Source organism: Corynebacterium sp. LK2510 (assembly GCF_040946405.1).
GTDB lineage: Bacteria > Actinomycetota > Actinomycetes > Mycobacteriales > Mycobacteriaceae > Corynebacterium.
Map to the genome: position 1 here is coordinate 66,613 of NZ_JAYWLR010000007.1, position 17,893 is coordinate 84,505.

The window sequence follows — 17,893 nt, forward strand, 5'->3', positions numbered from 1 at the left end:
GTTTAGTCACTTTTTCGCGGTGCCTTCCCGCGACCTGCGGAAACGCCGGGCCACATGTCCGGACCCCTTGATACGAATATGTGTGCGATACAAGCCACACGTTCAGGGGGATAAATCATGGAGGGTTTCTACACCGTCAATACGCCGGGCGATCCGCTCGCGGAGGCGCTCACGGCAACGCGTCGAGCTGAATACGAACTGTTCCAAGCGAACCGGCCGCCCATCGATGCGGACTTCGAAGAAGTCGTCGATGTGCTGGCGGCTGCCTCGGGTCGCAGTGTGTTCTCGGTGACGGCCATTGTGTTCGCGCTACACCGCCTCGATGAGCTGCCTCGGCTCAGGGAGGTTCAAGAGAGGCTGTTTCATCTGGACTTCGCGCGGCTCATTGCTATCGATAACGTGCTCGGAAAGCTTGGTCCCGAGCCTGATCTGGAGGTGCTTGCGCGCATCGACGCCGCGGTCGCGCGCTACCTTACGCCGCGCAGGCCCCGCCAGGTGCTGCCGTCGGTGGCGAATCTGCGCCGCAAACTCAACGCGCTCGTTGCGGTGGAGGACCCCTCCATCGATCCTGCGCCCGACAAAGATCGCCCGCCGACGTATGACACGACGCCCGCCGGCGGGGGCAGGGTCGGGATCTATGCGGAGTACTCAGCTGCCGACGCCCTCCTGATCGACGCGGCCGTCTCTGCGGCGGCGAAAGAGTTTTCGATCAGCGAGGCTGAAGCGCTCAAGGGGCTCGTGCTCGGTGAGATGGCTGCTCCGAAAGTGGTGCTGCACACCTACCGGGCGAGCGACGTCAATCACGCACCGGGCTACGTGCGCGGCTTCGGCTGGGTGGACGGCTCCACCGCGGAACTGCTGGACTCGAAGGCGTCCCGCACGGTGGACCTTGACTGTGCGGCCCGTCGTGTCAGCCCGTCCTACGTCACCCCCGACCTGATCAAGCGCGCGGTCGAGGCGCGCGACGGGACCTGCCGCTACCCGCACTGTTCCCGGCCGGCCGCGGCCTGCCAGAAGGATCACTGCGTGGACTTCGCTGACGGCGGCCCGACCGCAGCGTTCAATCTGGTCAGCCTGTGCCAACATCACCACAACGTGAAAACCGACAAGCGGGCGACCTACGTGATCGACCCAGCGACCGACGACGTGATCTGGCTCTTCGCCGACGGGCACTGGGAGCGCACCGAAGCCACCGGCCCCACCGCGGCGGCCTCCCGCAACTGGGTGCAAACAGTTGGCCAAGCTATCGACGCCCGCCGGGCCGCCACCCGGGCAGCCGCAAAGCGAATCGACACTCGGGGTGACGGTGACGGAATGTCGGAAAATCCGACAATCACCCCGGTCGACGACATGTCCGTCGACGCCCCGCCGTTCTAACGAGAGAGGAGGATTTGAGGCACCCGGTGCGAGTCCTTTCAGGCCTTTACCAGCGTTTCCTGACAAAGGTTTGCCTAGCCTTACCTAAACACCCTAAGGTAAGCCTGTCCTAAGTTGAGGAAAGCGTCCTCGGGACTTGTGAAAGGAACAGAACATGAAGGTGTGGAAACGCGTCGCCGCCACGGCACTCGCGCTTGTCACGTCCGTCTCCCTGACGGCATGCGCAGGAAACTCGAGCAACACCGCCGCGACCGGCGCGGGCGATACGCCCTCGGCAAGTGGACCGATCGAGGTAACCGACGTCGTCGGTCGCACCGTCACGCTGGACAAGCAGCCCGAGCGCATCATCCTGGGCGAGGGCCGAGCGCTGTTCGCGACGTCCATCATCGACCGTGACAACCCCACCAACCACGTGGTCGCGATGGGTGAGGACCTCCTCAAGGCAGCGCCGTCCTACTACGAGCGCTTGACGGAAGCCCACCCTGAGATCAAAGACGTGCCGACCATCGGCAACCTGGGCAAGGGAGACGTGTCGGTGGAGAACCTGGTGTCCTACAACCCGGACGTCATGACCATCACCCTGGATCACTACAAGGCCGCCAAGGACGCGGGAATCCTCGAGAAGATGGACGCCGCAAGCATCAAGTACGTGGTGACCGACTTCCGCCTCCACCCGCTGGAGAACACCACCAAGTCCGTGGACATCTACGGCCAGCTCCTCGGCAAGGAAGACAAGGCCAAGGAGTTCAACTCCGAGTGGACCTCCACCGTTAAGAGCGTGGAAGACCGCGTGGCCAAGGCTGACAAGCCCAGCGTCTTCGTGTGGCGTGCAGCCGGTTACAAGGACGGCGTCTCAACGGTGAAGAACTCCAACATCGGTGACTTCGTCCGTGTCGCCGGTGGCGACAACATCGGCGACCGTCTGCTCGACTCTGAGTTCGGCGACATCACCATGGAAAAGCTCATTCAGGAAAATCCGGAGAAGGTCCTGGTCACCGGCGGCTCGTGGGCCCCGAAGGGTGAGAAGGTTACTCACGTCACCCTCGGCTACACCACGGAAGAAGCAGCAGCGCGCGAGTCCTTGGGCAACCTGTCCGACATCGCTGGCGTGGACCAGGTAACAGCCATGAACAACGGTGAGACCCTTGCTATGTGGCACCAGTTCTACGACTCCCCGCTGAACTACCTGGCCATCGAGCGCATTGCTCAGTGGCTGCACCCGGATCTGTTCGAGGACCTCGACTTCGACAAGGAGTGGAGCGACGCCCACGACAAGTACGTTCCGTTCGACGCGTCGGGCACCTTCTTCACAGCAGACGCCAACTAGGCCGCCAGCCCACCCACCAGGTAGAAAGTCGGAAAACTGTTGACTGCCGCAATAATGCCCCAGGATGATGCGTGCGCCGAGAGCATCGACAAGCTGCTGAAAAGCCACAACAAGGTCGTGCGCAGGCGACGGCTCATCATCGCGGGGCTCGTGTTCCTCGCCGTTGCCGCCTTCACCGTTGGCACAATTGTCGGGCCCGTGAACCTCAGCGTGCGCGATGTCTTTGTGGGGCTTGTAAACCCGTCTTCCTTAGACGACACCGCACATACCGTGCTGTGGAAACTACGCCTGCCCATGTCGGTGATGGCGGTACTGGTGGGCATGTCCCTGGGTGCCGCGGGTTCGCAAATGCAGACAATTCTGGGTAACCCCCTCGCGGAGCCGTTCACCTTGGGCATCTCTGCAGCGTCTGCCTTTGGTGGCGCCGCCGGCATCGTGCTGGGCTGGAACCCGCTGGGTCACCCACAGCTGAGCCTGGCGGCGATGGCGTGGGGCTCCTCGATGCTCGCCACCGGAGTCATCATTGCGGCAGCAATTGTGAAAAAGGCCAGCGCGGAGACCATGATCCTGCTGGGAATCGGTCTGGTCTTTCTCTTCCAGGCCCTCCTCGCACTGATGCAGTACAGGTCCTCCGCTGAAGCTCTGCAGCGCATTGTCTTTTGGATGATGGGGTCCATGTCCCGCGCGACGTGGCTGGGCAATTCCGTCGTCGCCGGTGCTTTGGTGGTTTCCCTACCCGTGATGTGGTTCCTGTCGTGGCAGCTCACTGCCCTGCGCTTGGGTGATGAACGCGCCAAGGCCATGGGCGTGAATGTGCTTACGCTGCGCGTGGTCATGCTGGGCATTGTTTCGGTGCTGACAGCCAGCGCCGTCGCGTTCTGCGGAATCATCGGCTTTATCGGCCTGGTCGGCCCGCACATCGCGCGCATGCTGGTGGGTGAGGATCAGCGCTACTTCTTGCCGGCCTCGATGGCTGCGGGTGCGACACTCCTCGCCGGTGCGCACGCCTTGAGCCTGATCATTATTCCCGGCTTGGCTATCCCGATCGGCATCATCACCGCCCTGATCGGCGTGCCCTTCTTCATCTTTATTGTCCTGACGCGAAAGCGAGCCTTGTGGTGATTTCCCTTGAACTATCGCAGGTAGCAACGGGCTACGGCCGCACCCGAATTGTGGACAACCTGACGGCGTCACCGCTTCGCGGCGGCACCGTAGTGGGTTTGCTGGGGCCGAACGCCTCCGGAAAATCCACGTTGATCAAGACCATCGCCGGGGTGCACCCGCTTATCGACGGCACCATCGCCCTCACCGATGGCACAAAAACCTTCACGGGACGCGAACTTCGCGACATCATTGGCTACGTCCCCCAAGACCTCCCCAGAACCGCAGCGCTGACGGCCTTTGAAACTGTGGCCGTCTCCGCGCGGCGCTATTTCCCTCCCAAGGAGGCCCTGCACCGCGCGGCGGCGATCCTGCACGAGTTGGAAATCCCGCACCTCGCGCAGAAGTACTTGAGCGATATGTCCGGCGGTCAACGCCAGTTGGTTGCGGTGGCACAGATGCTGGTGTCTGACCCCTCGGTCATGCTGCTGGATGAGCCGACGTCCGCCCTGGACCTGCACTGGCAGTTGTTTGTCCTAGCGCAGTTGCGCCAGCGCGTCCGCGCTAACGACTCGCTGGCCATCGTGGCCATTCACGACATGAACCTGGCAGCGCGCTTTTGCGACGAGCTCATCGTGCTGCATAAGGGTGTTATTACCGCGCAGGGCGCGCCCAGCGAGATCATGTCCTCGACGCTGCTGCAGAAGGTCTACCAGGTAGAGACCGAGATTCTCGACCACGTTGGTGTTCCGGTGGTCTGCGCCATTAGGTAGGCAGGCCTGGCGTCGATAAGCGTCGGCGTGTACACAACAGAATCCCGCCCCTCGGTACGTATCGGGGGCGGGATTATTTTGCGGAGGATGTGGGAATTGAATTCAATCGCTATTTGCCAACCTGGTTGTGAGTCATCTGAGTCAAGGAGTTCGCAATCACGTTGAAGTTTCGTACTGCCGCTGAGACGGCGGATTTAATCACGGAATACAGTGCCATGCCGCATGGAAAGAAAACTCAGTGGCGACAAGTGCATAACTTGTCGGCCAATGACGTCTGTAAGTTGAATCGCCAGTACTTCGGTGGGGACGTGGATCGTGATCTGACTCCACGCGAGTAGTGTATCTGCCCTTTCGATAAAACAAGCAGCATGACGGTGTCAGGGACCGGCACGAGCCCGATGGTGAGACTGGCTCATGCGACCTCCTGAACGGTGTCGCCGGCATCGATGACGGCGGCAGCCATCATCGCCTTTGTCTGCTCCAGGGCCGTCAGCGACATGTAGCGCTTCTGCTGGATCCTCTCATCGTGCTGCTCCGCCAGCACCGCCCCGACGAGGTGGACGACGGCATCTCGGTTCGGGAAGATCCCCACGACGTCGGTGCGCCGGCGGATCTCCCGGTTGAGCCTTTCAGTCGGGTTGTTCGACTACACCTTCGTCCACACCGCCTTCGGGGCGTGGGTGAAAGCCAGCAGCTCGTCGAGGGACTCCTCGAGATAGTCCGCAACATGCGGGAACTTCTGCTCACAGAAGCCCACCTTCTCCCGTGCCTGATCCCACACAGCCTGGGCGTCAGGTTGCTGGAAGATCGTGTGGAACATCGCCGACAATGTCGGCCACTGCGTCTTCGACACCATCCCGGAGAGATTCTTCGAAAAGTGCGTCCGGCACCGCTGCCAGGAGGCCTTGGGCAGTGCCTCGCCGATGGCGTGCTGGATACCTAAGTGTGCGTCGCTGGTGACCAGGTAGACGTCGTTGAGGCCCCGGGCCTTGAGGTCGCGGAAGAAACCCGTCCAGGAGGCCATCGACTCCGAGGTGGCGACCTGCATACCGAGTAGTTCCCGATAGCCTTCCGCGTTCACACCGGTGGCCAGTAGGACGGAGGTTTTCACGACCCGTCCGCCTTCACGCACCTTCATGATCAACGCGTCGCAGGAAACATACAGGTACGGGCCAGAATCCAGGGGTCGAGTCCGGAAGTCCTCCACCGTCTGATCGAGATCCTTGGCCATCTCTGAGACCTGCGATTTTGAGAGGTTGTTGATCCCCAGGGTGGCGACGAGGTCGTTCATCCTGCGGGTGGAGACACCCTTTGAGGTAGCAGGTGGCGATCACGGTGGTAAGGGCACGTTCGGCCCGGGTGCGCCGTTCCAACAGCCAGTCCGGGAAGAAGGAACCGGTGCGTAGTTTGGGCACGGCGACGTCGATGGTGCCGACTCTGGTGTCGAGGCCTTGGTGGCGGTAGCCGTTTCGGACGTTGGTGCGCGCATCACTGACGGTGGCGTAGTCGGCGCCGCAGACCTGGTCGGCCTGGGTCGAGAGGATCTGGTTGATGAACCCCTTGGAGCATCTCGCGCATCAGGTCCGGGGAGGTGTGAGACAGCAGGTCGTCGAGGTAGGTGGTGGGGTCGATAGAATAGGGGCCAGCGTCCATCGTGGTTTCCCTTTCGAGGAAGTGTGGTTACGGATTCGAAAGGTACTGCGGTGGTCGCCTCATGCATTCATGAGGTCGTCACCGGCAGCTACAGATACACCACGCCAAAGGACGCAACCGCGACGGGTTCGCGCTGTTCAATAACAGCTTTGACGATCGCGTGGTTGCGGTTGGGACTGTTCACCTTGTCAACGATGTCGCGACTGATCTGTCAACCGTCTCAACTGAAGCCCCAGGCACGCGGTGTCAACTATGTCATGACTTCGGACACGCGCCGGGAACCCCCGAAATCTCGCCACATGCTCGTTCAGTTACACGCGCCTCGCAGCGTGGTAGCAGCCCGGCGGGCGGGGCATCCCGGGAGTCTGCACTGCCGTAGCATGTGGTGCAGGTGGCGCGACCTTTCATTGAGGGTTTCTGCTCTTCGTGGACAGGACCGCGGCAAATTTCGCCGTCGCGTCACCGCGCCATGCAGAGATATACTTTCTACCTTTAGTGGAAAGATTGAAAACCAACACTAGTGTCGGGTAGTGTACTACCATCCTCTTTAGGTGCCTCACCGATGGGGCGCCGCCAGAGTAAAGGGCATCCCGGACGTGCCGAACCCCCAATTCGAACTCCCTTTCCCTGGCCAGTCTTCCGTGCCACAAGGAGCGCCATGATCACCCCCGATTTGCTTGCCGACGCCTGTTCGCGCGGCGGTGCCAACGTTCTCACTTCTGTGACCCGTCTTGAACCGGCGGCGGGTAAGCACGCCTCGGTTTCCCCGGCGAAGTTTGTGGATCGACGCGGTTCGGTCTTCGCCTTTGAAACCCGCTACATCGACGGCTCCCCGCAGCGGGTGGTTATCATGGACTCCAAGCAGTCCATGCTCAATCGCGGCGAGGCCATCCTCAGTCGCGATATAGAGGAAGGCAACGACACCCTGGCGAAGATGCCGCGCATGCGGGTGCGTTATCCGAATGGGGAGACCTTCACGGACCTGGATCTACCACACCGCTTTGCAGACGGGCATTTCAGAGCAGCGACCATCAACGGCCAACCTGCTACCCAAGACCCTGCCTACCGCGCCGTTCGCGACACAACTCCAGGCGATATCACGCCTCTGGTCAACACCGCGCCCGCCTCCGCCGTGTTCGGCGTCTGGGACGCCACCCGCGCTCAGAGTCAGGTGCGCCTTCCGAGCATCGTGACCGGAGAAATCATCGGTGTTCTCGCTGACCAGGAGCACGACGGAGAGGAACAGCAGTCACGCCGCGGTGGGGCGCGCGTCGATCCACTGGCAATGAGTGTCCAGCTCACTCCGGTGCAGATGCGGGCTCTACTCGACGGTCAGCGTTCCGAGCTGAGCCCAGGCAACGCGACAAAAATCGAGGATCAGATCAAGAAAGCCAAGAAAGGGCAGCGCATATCAGCCTCCCCGCTCGGACTTGGTGGCATTCCACCGCAGCTCGATTCCCTCGGCGGAGTTTCGTGCCGTGACATCATTCGTTCGTGGGTTGTTAGCTTCGCCGGCCTGCGGCAACTGCGTTTCGGCGGCAACGCCGAGCAGGATGTGGCGGGCCGCGCGCTGCTTGCCGCCCTGGGCCTTTCGGCAATCGCCCGGGCTGAGGAGGAGCTGTACCTGCGGGCGAACTGCCACCTGGTGGAGGCTGGCGCACCGATTGTCACCCTGGACAAGCGCTTCGGGGAGAGCGAGACCCTTGAACCGCTGACGGTTGGGGCGACCGACAAGCTTCTCGCGGAGACGCTCGCGGTTGCCCAGGCCGCCGGTGTGGTGGACTGGCACGGTCAGGTGCTCGAGTTCGAGGGCAACCCGGACATCCTCGGCGGCGCTGTGGATGAGGCCGAGGAGTAGGTCATGGCGGCCATGAGCATCGGGACCACGACGTTGTCGTTGCGCGTGCGTCTCATCAACGGTGTGTACCGGGGTCACCTTCCGGATAAGGGGCCGGAATTGTTCCCACAGCCCGCACGGCTCCATGCGGCCCTGCTGAACGCAGCCGGGCGTGGCACGCTTGCTGAGCGGGGCAAAGACGGGGTGCTGCGCCCCTCCGAAACGTCGCTGCACGCTTTGCGCTGGTTAGAGAACAACCCGCCGGTGGGTATCGAAATCCCTGCCCACCAATGGGTGCATCGCGGAGGCCGACGCTTTATCTACCGCGAGGTCAGCTCAGTCAACAGGGCCCACCGTACGGAGGAGCGCGCAGTGTCGGACGGGGTCGCCGTGGCCTCGCATTTCGGTTTCACGTGGAACGACGTTCCGGAGGACGTCGCTGCGACACTGGTGGAGCTCACCGCCGACATTGGCTACCTCGGAGAGGCGGAAAGCGTGGCTGTGGTGGAACCCGGCGACGTTTGCCCCACGCTGGTGTTGGACGCCTCCTCGTCGCCCTTTGAGCACGGAGGACTGGGTTTCGAGTGCGCTCAACCGGGCCGGACCGACCATCTGGTGGAGGGCTTTGCCGCGGTTGCGGCGCGGAAGGCTCAGAAAAAGGAGCGGTACAAGAAAGCGGAGCTTCCCCTTCCGTCGCCCTCGCCGCGCGCATTCATCGCGCGGTGCCGGTATTCGGCACCGCGCCCTGCTCCGGTGGACGGGCCGTGGACTTCCGTGGTGCTGCTCGGCCTCCCCGGAGAGGACATTCCCGTCGACTTTCGGGTGGAGCTCGCCAAGGTGACGCACCGGGCTATCGTCTCTGCCATCGGCTTCGGTGCCTCTCCGATGATCACGGGGCGCTACCCAAAAACCGTGGTCGCGCGGCCCGCGAACCACTTGGCGATCCATTACCTCCCGAGGTTCGAAGCCAGGCGCTTTGGGTATGACCACGGGGTCATTGCTCTGTTGATCCCGGACGGTGCCGATGGGGCCGATCTTGAACAGCTCGCCACTGTGCTGCCGCTGGTCGCCGCGAACGGTATATGGTCACGCCGACTTGGCCGGCGCGAGGTGAGTTTCGACGGGCAAACTGTCGCCGCTGACGAGTTCTGGCCACCGGAGGAAGAGGGAATGAAGCGACTGTGGTTGACCGCTACCCCGGTTGTACCGGATTCCCGCCCAGTGGATTCTCGGCGATTCGGCCGGACGTGGACGCTGCGCGATGCTGGGCTGTTGTCTATCGCCTTCACCTGGAGGGCGGGCTTGGACTTTCGCGGTCGCCACGACACGCTCTACATCAACGGGCGCAACGCCGCGTACGAACGAGGCGCCCGCGTTATTCGGGCGCGCACCGTGGACACGCGCCCACGGGAATTCGCGCACACCGTCCCTCAGAGTGTCACGATTCAGGCCTGGCGCGGGGTTGTTGATCTGGGGCACATTGGAGCGGACACAGCGATCGCGGCGATCGGCCAATCCCGGCACATGGGCGGGGGGCTGCTCGTGCCCCACGATGTGCCCCGAGAGGAATACCGCATGCTTGTGGAAGGGAGCAGCGATGAATGAACGCAGCGCTACACCGGTAATTGAGCGTGAGCGGTTTGCAGAGTTTTTCGCCGCTGTTAACGGGGGTCACAGCCCCTTCACGTGGCAGGAGGATGTGCTCGCCTTCATATTGGACACGGGGGAATGGCCGCGGCAGATCGGGGCGCCCACTGGCGCCGGGAAATCTTCCGTGGTGGACATCCACGTCTTTGCCAACGCGGTGAGCGCGACCCGGGGGCCACGGATCCCGCGACGATTGCACACCGTGGTGAACCGCCGCGGCTTGGTGGACAACCAGGCGGATCGGGCACAGTATATTTCTGTAGCGCTGGCCGATGCGCTGCAGGCAAGCGCACCAGCCGGGATTCTCCGCGACGTCGCGCAGGCCCTTGTGAGTTTGCGCGGCGATGGCCTGGAGATCCCGCTCGAGGTCGGGCATCTGCGCGGCGAGTTGCCGTCGCGTTCTGTGCCACTTTCGGAACTCTCAGCCTGCGCGGTCATTGCCGCAACCCCCGACATGTGGGGTTCACGATTACTCTTCCGGGGCTACGGGGCGAGCCGTTACGCCCGCCCTCGGGAGACAGCCCTGGTGAGCATGGATTCCGTTGTTGTTGTTGATGAATCGCACCTGAACAGGCAACTTGTTGCCACGGCGCGCCGGGTGTCAAATCTGCAGGCAGGCGAAATGGATCTGGGAGTTCCACGCCTGCAGGTGACGGAAACCACCGCCACCGCCGCCACGGTGGAGGATGACAGCAGAACCATTGAGGTGCGCGCCGCGCACCTGGACGGTGAGCGGGATGCCGCCCTGCTGAAGCGACTCACCGCCAGCAAGAATTTAACGTACGTTCCCCTTGATGAGTGGACTGGGGCGCCGCGCACCCCCGGGGTGAACGCGGAGATCGTCGCACGTGCCACACAGTTGCATGGTGCTCTCGGTGCAACGGTGGGGGTGATCGTAAATCATGTGAAGAGTGCGACGGCGATCGCCAAAGAGCTGCGACGAGCGGGATTGAGAGTGCTCACCCTAGTAGGGCGGATGCGCCCCTGGGACCTGCAGAGAATACGGGAGGAACACCCGGACGCGTTCGCCATCACCGGTGACCCCACGGTGGACGTGGTGGTGGCCACGCAGACCCTCGAGGTAGGTGTGGACGTCAGTTTCTCGGCGCTCGTTACCGAGCTCGCCCCGGCATCCTCTTTGGCGCAGCGCTTTGGACGGGTAAATCGTCTGGGCGAGCATGAGGTTGCAGAGGTAGTCGTCGTTGGCCCACCCAACCCCAACGATATTGGTCGGGATGCCCCGCCTTACACCCGAGACGACCTGCAGACCTCTATGGGGTGGCTGCATGAGTTGGTAGGGAGACGTTCTGTTTCCCCGGTTGTGCTGGAATCTGTCCCGGCACCCGCGGCGCGGCTGCAGCGCCCTGTGGTGCAGCGGGTGGAGCGGACCGACCTCGACTTCCTCGCACGCACTTCGGACACATTGGTGGCGGACCCGAGCCTCGAATTGTGGTTGCGAGACAACCTCGATCCGGATCCGGTGACGCTGGGCGTGGTGGTGCGCGATACTCTGCCAGAGGACCGGATTGCCGCGCTTGAGTTGCTCCGCCAGTTCCCACCGCGCGATGAAGAGGTATTTCCCGCTCGCTTCCGGGACCTGGTTACCCTTCTTCGGCGCGGTTCCTTTGCCCGGGCATTTCTGTATCGGAATGAGGAGTTTAGCGTCGTTGATGTGGATGATCTCGGCCTGCAGCCGGGCGACGTCCTGGTTGTCGATTCGGGAGCCCGATTCACCACCGAAGGCGTCGTTGACGACGCCCCCCAAGACTCGCCAGCGCTCCCGGTTTCCTCCGGCGGCGGCGCGGACGTGAGGATCCACCTGTACAAGGATGACGCCAGTGAGAGCGAGAAACGGACCTTCCGCACTCTGGTTGGTCTGACACCGCAAGAGGCGATCGAGGAGCTGGGCGTCGCTGCCGAAGCGAAGGAAGTGGCGGTCTCGCGGGTCCTCGTTGAGTCAAATGGGCGCGACGCCGTTGCGTGGTACGCGGTGGTTCCCTTACGGGTGGAAGAATCGGAGGTGCTCCAGGAATGGACCCCCTCGGAGCATGTGGTCTTCCTGGCCAACCATCAGCGCGACGTCGCGCGGCGCGCCGGTGATATCAGCCGAGCACTGGGTCTCGATGACGCGCTCACCCTCCAAGTCGAGATCGCGGGTGCGCACCACGATGACGGAAAAGCAGATCTGCGCTTCCAGGCGATGCTCGGGCGCGTCAGTGACCAGGAGGAGTTGGCGAAAAGCGAAAAGCGGTCAAAGCAGGAGGTCAAACGCGCCCGCCTGCTCAGTGGCTTGCCGGCGGGGTGGAGGCACGAACAGCTTTCGGCACTTCTCTTCGCCGCCGAACACGGAGTGGGTACGGAGGCCGACCTTGCCCTGCGGGTCATTGGGACCAGCCACGGTCGTGGGCGTTGTAGTTTCCCCCACGTCGGGGAGGAGTTATTCGATTCCGGCGCGGATGGTCACACCGGTGAGGTTGCGTGGGAGCTGTTCACCCGTGGCGATTGGGACGCGTTGATCAACACGACCCATCGAAAGTACGGCCACTACGCGGCCGCATTCATTGAGGCGATCGAGCGGGCCGCTGACGCCCAGATTTCGAGGGAAAAGAAATGAGTGAATCGGAACACCTGACACTTGCTGGCGACGTGACCTCGGCGCTGACGCATTTCGCCGCATTTGGGCTGATGATCGTCATCCAGGAGGAATGCGAGCACGCTCGCGCCCTATTCTGGTTCACCGAGGAACCGAGCCCCAGGGCTGTCCTGCACTTGGACGGGTGCAACCGTATGGAGGTTGCAGAAGCGGTGGGCCGTGTCGCTCGTCGGTGGGCTGCAGATAATTCGTGGGTGCAGGAAACGGTGTCGTACCCGTCGGGGAACGGAAATGCGGAAGAACGTTCGCCGTTCTCTCCACGTATCAAAGCATTTACCGACCCGCAGACTTGGCAAAAACACAGTGCGTTCCGTCACGGGCACATCGATGCCCTGGCCGGTGACGGTGTGGCACGGCGCTTGATCGCCGGGTTGGGGGAGGCCGCCTACTGGCGTGCTGAGTCTAACTCTGCCCGTCCCGACGAGGGGGCATCCAGGTGGGAGATGAAGACCCGGAACAAGGGGCAGGAATTCATCGTCCATCGCCTCGCCCCGCTGGTCTCCGAGGTTGCCTCCTGGTCTGTTGACGACATCCTCGACGGCATCGAGGGGAAGTGCTTGCGCGATGCGATTGGCAAGATGGCACCCGATTCACGAACCTCCACTGGGCTGACCACCCCGCAGCCGGTGGACAACGCACTCGCATTAATAGCGCTTCTCGGAATGGGGATGATGCCGCCGGTCGTACGTTTGCGGGGGATTGCTGTGACTCCCGGGGCGTACCCCAACACGGTCACGCACCCACAATGGATGGTTCTGCCGGTTCCGGTCTGCCCCGTCACCGCGGAACGATTCCACGGTGTGGTGCTATCCAGCCAATTCGACCAGGTCACGCGGTCAATCCTCGGTTTCGAGGAAGAGAAATCCGGCCTTGATACGGCGGGAAGGGCGTGGATGATCAGCAGAAACCTTCCGGCTGTCGCGGTGTTCCCGATTTTGAAGACCGGGAGTAGTTCCGCTCCGGAGCGTCAGGTCCTCAATGGCAACTTGGTAGTGCTGTGATGACTGTAAAAGGTGACCCGCTGCCCATCAGCCTCGTGTGTCACACCGTGTTCTGCCCGCGGCGTACCTGGCTGGAGGCAAATGGTGAAAAAACCGACACCTACCAGATGCAGGCAGGTCATACTGCCCACAGGCGGGTGGATAATTCAGCGGAATCCCGGCCGAATGAACTGCGAAGCCTGACGCTTGCCTCTCGAGAGCTCGGCTTGAGCGGACGTGCGGACTTGGTGCGCACGGGTGAGCGATCTGTGGAGTTGGTTGAATACAAGGCAACACCGCTTCGCGGTAGAGCAACGGTGACTCGTGCACAAGAGGTGCAGCTCGCGCTCCAAGCAGCCTGCCTGCGGGAAGCAGGCTACGAGGTGAGCGGTGCTGCGGTGCGTTTTGCGGACCACAACCGCACCATTCGGGTGGATCTGACTGGTGAGCTTGATCGAACCGCTCAGGAATACGTTTCCAAAACCCGGGCAATTGTTGATGCTGATCACGCTCCGGCGCCTCTCATCGACGACGCGAGATGCACCTCGTGCTCCCACATCTCGGTGTGTCTACCGGACGAACGGCAAGAAAAACTCGTGCGTCGAGGAATCCGTACCTCGGAGGTGCATGGGAAACTGCTTCACGCCACGGTCCCCGGCAGTCGTGTATCGCTCTCCCGGGGGCGGGTCAGAGTGTCCCGTAAGGGTGAAGAGCTTGCCGACGTGCCGTTAGAAATAGTCGAGGGGATTGTGGTTCACGGAAACATCGATCTCTCGTCGGCACTGGTGCGAGAAGTATTGTGGCGGAGCCAGACGATTGTTTGGTGCTCTTCCACGGGAAGAGTGTACGGCTGGACGCAGCCTGCCGATGGCCCCAACGGTCTTGCCCGGTCGCGGCAACACGTTATTTTCGACGGAGGGTACCTTCCCGTGGCGTGTGAAATGATTCGAGCGAAACTCTTGAACCAGGCGACAATACTGCGCCGAAACTCCGCACATACGGTGACCGCCGCTAAACTCCGAAGCCTGGCGCGTGCAGCGGCCCAGGCGCCCGCCGTTAATGTCCTCTTTGGCATCGAAGGGGAGGGTGCGGGCGCGTATTTTGCGATGTTCGGTGACCTGGTCAAGGAGCGCGCCCGGGAAAAGTACGGTTTTGAATGGGGTGGGCGCGTGGGCAGGGGTGCAACCGATCCGTTGAACATCCTGTTGAATTACGCCTACGGCATGCTCACAGCGGAATGCATTCGGGCGCTTGTCGCATGCGGTCTCGACCCACACGCGGGTGTCCTCCACAGCAGTGCTCGCAATAAGCCGGCGCTCGCACTTGACCTAATGGAAGAATTTCGTCCCCTGATTGCCGATTCGGCGGTCATCGGTATGTTGAACAGGCTCGCCTTTCCACTTGGTGGGCTCCACCGCAGTGGAAGCGCCATGCGGCTTTCCAAAGAGGGAAGGAAATCCATCATCCGGGCGGTGGAAACCCGCCTGGGAGAAGAATTCACCCACCCGGTGTTCGGCTACAAGGTCTCGTGGCGGCGGGCGATCGAAGTGCAGGCGCGCATGGTGCTGGGAGTTATAGAGGGAACGCAACCGAGTTATAAGGGCGTGGTGACTCGCTGATGCGAAAAGATACTAGGAGACACATCATCGCCTATGACATCCCACATGACCGCCGACGGAGCCGAGTCGCAAAGGCGCTGGAAACTTACGGGGACCGAGTGCAGTTCAGCGTATTCGTGGTCGACTGCGCACCTGCGGCACTTCTCAGGTTGAAAACTGAGTTGGGGGATATCATCCTCAAGAATGAGGATTCCATTCTCTTCTGCGATCTCGGACCTGTGGCAGCGTTGGGCGACACCCGTTATTCCTACCTTGGCAGGGAGCGAGAGATCACTGGGCACGAGCCACTCATTTTATAATGCGAACGCCCTCCACTCCACTAAAATCCGGGGTTTCGCTCGCGTGCAATTTTGCCCGGTCAATTCATTGATTGGGGCAAATACGAGCTCCCAACTGCGCTCGGAACGGATCCTCAGGTAAGATGCTCGCAAAACCTCTAAAAAAGGCCCAATCTACAGGCCTTTTATAGGGGGCAGTCGCTGCCACTTCGGTGGCAGCCTTTCATTGAGGCATGGTAGGAGCAGATGGCGCGGCTGTCCGCGTCGAGTCGCTGCCACTTCGGTGGCAGCCTTTCATTGAGGCTCGGTATTGAGGGCGCACGCGAACGCACCCGCCGTCGCTGCCACTTCGGTGGCAGCCTTTCATTGAGGCACGAGACGGTGTAACCCCATCTATGGCGCCACGCCGTCGCTGCCACTTCGGTGGCAGCCTTTCATTGAGGCTGCGCGGGCGAGAGCTCTGGCGCGGCGCAGGGCGCGGTCGCTGCCACTTCGGTGGCAGCCTTTCATTGAGGCGTGCTCAAAACAACACGAGATGCATTAATGTTCTTCGAGGTCGCTGCCACTTCGGTGGCAGCCTTTCATTGAGGCACATAGGGCCCCGACACATCACAATCGACGGCACGAGTCGCTGCCACTTCGGTGGCAGCCTTTCATTGAGGCGACCTCGTGGGGCCACATGGACGCGCTCCTCAACGGTCGCTGCCACTTCGGTGGCAGCCTTTCATTGAGGCGTTCTTCCACTGCAACGCGCCGTTAGTCGCGTCGGTGTCGCTGCCACTTCGGTGGCAGCCTTTCATTGAGGCATCTCCATCACGCACCGCGACCTCGACGACACACCGTCGCTGCCACTTCGGTGGCAGCCTTTCATTGAGGCCCGGTAGATCGCGGCGACGCGGTAGAGCGCGTAGGTGGTCGCTGCCACTTCGGTGGCAGCCTTTCATTGAGGCACCGCCCAGACGGGCCAGAACGCCCGCGAACGATTCCGTCGCTGCCACTTCGGTGGCAGCCTTTCATTGAGGCTGCCCTGGCTTTCGCCACCGGTGTTGATTTGAACGTCGCTGCCACTTCGGTGGCAGCCTTTCATTGAGGCATGAATAAGGCACTTATTCAGGTTGAGGTGTGGATAGTCGCTGCCACTTCGGTGGCAGCCTTTCATTGAGGCTTCAGAGTGATGATCAGTGGCATGAGGCGCGTCGCGTCGCTGCCACTTCGGTGGCAGCCTTTCATTGAGGCGCGGCGTCAGCCGTCTAAAGCACGTAGCGCGACGGCGTCGCTGCCACTTCGGTGGCAGCCTTTCATTGAGGCACGTTCGGCCAGTTCTCGATCATCGATGTGCTTGTGTCGCTGCCACTTCGGTGGCAGCCTTTCATTGAGGCCCGTCGAGACATGAGTGGTATTGCATATGCGTGCGAGTCGCTGCCACTTCGGTGGCAGCCTTTCATTGAGGCACGTGGAAGCAGGCGTACGAGGATGCTCTGGCATAGTCGCTGCTACTTCGGTGGCAGCCTTTCATTGAGGCGGCGACCCGCACCACCATGTCGGATTTCCTCACCTCGTCGCTGCCACTTCGGTGGCAGCCTTTCATTGAGGCGCGCGAGGGTATTGCTCGGAGTGTAGGGCGGAGTACCGGTCGCTGCCACTTCGGTGGCAGCCTTTCATTGAGGCTGGGAGTGCGACGCACCCGCCGCTCCTCCACCAATGTCGCTGCCACTTCGGTGGCAGCTTTTCATTGAGGCCACACAGGCGCGCGGCTTTCGCTTGGTTCCGGAGGTCGCTGCCACTTCGGTGGCAGCCTTTCATTGAGGCCGGACACACCTTCTTGCGCACCAATCATATACTTAGGTCGCTGCCACTTCGGTGGCAGCCTTTCATTGAGGCATCTAGCGGCCCTGTGATGTGAGGTGCCACGCCCCGGTCGCTGCCACTTCGGTGGCAGCCTTTCATTAAGGCGTCCAGTTCAACAAGCGCGCCGACCTGTCGGAGGTGGTCGCTGCCACTTCGGTGGCAGCCTTTCATTGAGGCGACGATGTTGGCGGGTCGTGGTTGGGGCAGTCGAGTCGCTGCCACTTCGGTGGCAGCCTTTCATTGAGGCGACGATGTTGGCGGGTCGTGGTTGGGGCAGTCGAGTCGCTGCCACTTCGGTGGCAGCCTTTCATTGAGGCAGACCTGTGGGGCCTTGAGCCGGGCGAGGAAGCCAACGTCGCTGCCACTTCGGTGGTAGCCTTTCATTGAGGCCGCGACCACTCGAACGTAGGCGGCACGCCGGTAGGGTCGCTGCCACTTCGGTGGCAGCCTTTCATTGAGGCGCACGCGGACTGGCAGATGGGCATGTGCCACCCGTCGTCGCTGCCACTTCGGTGGCAGCCTTTCATTGAGGCTACCGGGGCCCGATTGAGGGCGGCGCGGAGGCACTGTCGCTGCCACTTCGGTGGTAGCCTTTCATTGAGGCGCCCGCCAGATCGAAGCGCTCGAGTCCCGCACCATCGACGTCGCTGCCACTTCGGTGGCAGCCTTTCATTGAGGCGACGTACACCGCCGCTCCGACATCTTCACCTTCCGCGGTCGCTGCCACTTCGGTGGCAGCCTTGTGCCTCGGCGCGTCCGAGCCACCTCTTGGCTATGCAAAACCCCAGTTCCCTGTCCCG

The 17,893-nt window shown here is 62.0% G+C and carries 10 protein-coding genes, 1 pseudogene and 1 CRISPR repeat array; of the genes and pseudogenes, 10 read left to right on the plus strand and 1 reads right to left on the minus strand.

Going from position 1 to position 17,893, the window contains the following annotated elements; all coding sequences use genetic code 11:
* The first annotated feature begins 117 nt into the window (after positions 1 to 117).
* From VVR41_RS05655 to VVR41_RS05670, 4 genes are all read left to right on the plus strand, one after another.
* On the plus strand, positions 118 to 1,377 hold the full coding sequence (locus VVR41_RS05655; protein ID WP_368523940.1) for an HNH endonuclease signature motif containing protein: 1,260 nt from the start codon (positions 118 to 120) through the stop codon (positions 1,375 to 1,377).
* Positions 1,378 to 1,531: 154 nt separating this feature from the next.
* On the plus strand, positions 1,532 to 2,704 hold the full coding sequence (locus VVR41_RS05660; RefSeq protein WP_368523941.1) for an ABC transporter substrate-binding protein: 1,173 nt from the start codon (positions 1,532 to 1,534) through the stop codon (positions 2,702 to 2,704).
* A gap of 54 nt (positions 2,705 to 2,758) precedes the next feature.
* Positions 2,759 to 3,826 (plus strand): FecCD family ABC transporter permease, encoded by a 1,068-nt coding sequence (locus tag VVR41_RS05665; RefSeq protein ID WP_368523942.1) that lies wholly within the window; start codon positions 2,759 to 2,761, stop codon positions 3,824 to 3,826.
* Positions 3,823 to 4,578, plus strand: a complete 756-nt coding sequence (locus tag VVR41_RS05670; protein WP_368523943.1) for an ABC transporter ATP-binding protein — start codon at positions 3,823 to 3,825, stop codon at positions 4,576 to 4,578. The genes VVR41_RS05665 and VVR41_RS05670 overlap by 4 nt, the downstream gene beginning before the upstream one ends.
* A 412-nt stretch (positions 4,579 to 4,990) precedes the next feature.
* Here the strand turns inward: VVR41_RS05670 and VVR41_RS05675 are convergent.
* Positions 4,991 to 6,231: pseudogene (locus VVR41_RS05675) on the minus strand (IS256 family transposase).
* 658 nt (positions 6,232 to 6,889) lie between these two features.
* Between VVR41_RS05675 and cas7u the strand changes: the two are divergent.
* From cas7u to cas2, 6 genes are read left to right on the plus strand one after another with little or no spacing between them, the layout of a single operon-like run.
* Positions 6,890 to 8,089 (plus strand): type I-U CRISPR-associated RAMP protein Csb1/Cas7u, encoded by a 1,200-nt coding sequence (gene cas7u, locus VVR41_RS05680; protein ID WP_368523944.1) that lies wholly within the window; start codon positions 6,890 to 6,892, stop codon positions 8,087 to 8,089.
* A gap of 3 nt (positions 8,090 to 8,092) precedes the next feature.
* Positions 8,093 to 9,673 (plus strand): type I-U CRISPR-associated protein Csb2, encoded by a 1,581-nt coding sequence (gene csb2, locus VVR41_RS05685; RefSeq protein ID WP_368523945.1) that lies wholly within the window; start codon positions 8,093 to 8,095, stop codon positions 9,671 to 9,673.
* On the plus strand, positions 9,666 to 12,329 hold the full coding sequence (gene cas3u / locus VVR41_RS05690; RefSeq protein WP_368523946.1) for a type I-U CRISPR-associated helicase/endonuclease Cas3: 2,664 nt from the start codon (positions 9,666 to 9,668) through the stop codon (positions 12,327 to 12,329). Before csb2 ends, cas3u begins: the two co-directional genes overlap by 8 nt.
* Positions 12,326 to 13,369, plus strand: a complete 1,044-nt coding sequence (locus VVR41_RS05695; RefSeq protein WP_368523947.1) for an aldehyde dehydrogenase — start codon at positions 12,326 to 12,328, stop codon at positions 13,367 to 13,369. Before cas3u ends, VVR41_RS05695 begins: the two co-directional genes overlap by 4 nt.
* Positions 13,369 to 14,967, plus strand: a complete 1,599-nt coding sequence (gene cas1 / locus VVR41_RS05700) for a CRISPR-associated endonuclease Cas1 (RefSeq protein WP_368523948.1) — start codon at positions 13,369 to 13,371, stop codon at positions 14,965 to 14,967. The genes VVR41_RS05695 and cas1 overlap by 1 nt, the downstream gene beginning before the upstream one ends.
* Complete coding sequence (gene cas2 / locus VVR41_RS05705; protein ID WP_368523949.1) at positions 14,967 to 15,266, plus strand: CRISPR-associated endonuclease Cas2; 300 nt, start codon at positions 14,967 to 14,969, stop codon at positions 15,264 to 15,266. The genes cas1 and cas2 overlap by 1 nt, the downstream gene beginning before the upstream one ends.
* A 176-nt stretch (positions 15,267 to 15,442) precedes the next feature.
* A CRISPR array of direct repeats spans positions 15,443 to 17,845; the repeat unit is 36 nt; unit sequence GTCGCTGCCACTTCGGTGGCAGCCTTTCATTGAGGC.
* The last annotated feature ends 48 nt before the right edge of the window (positions 17,846 to 17,893 follow it).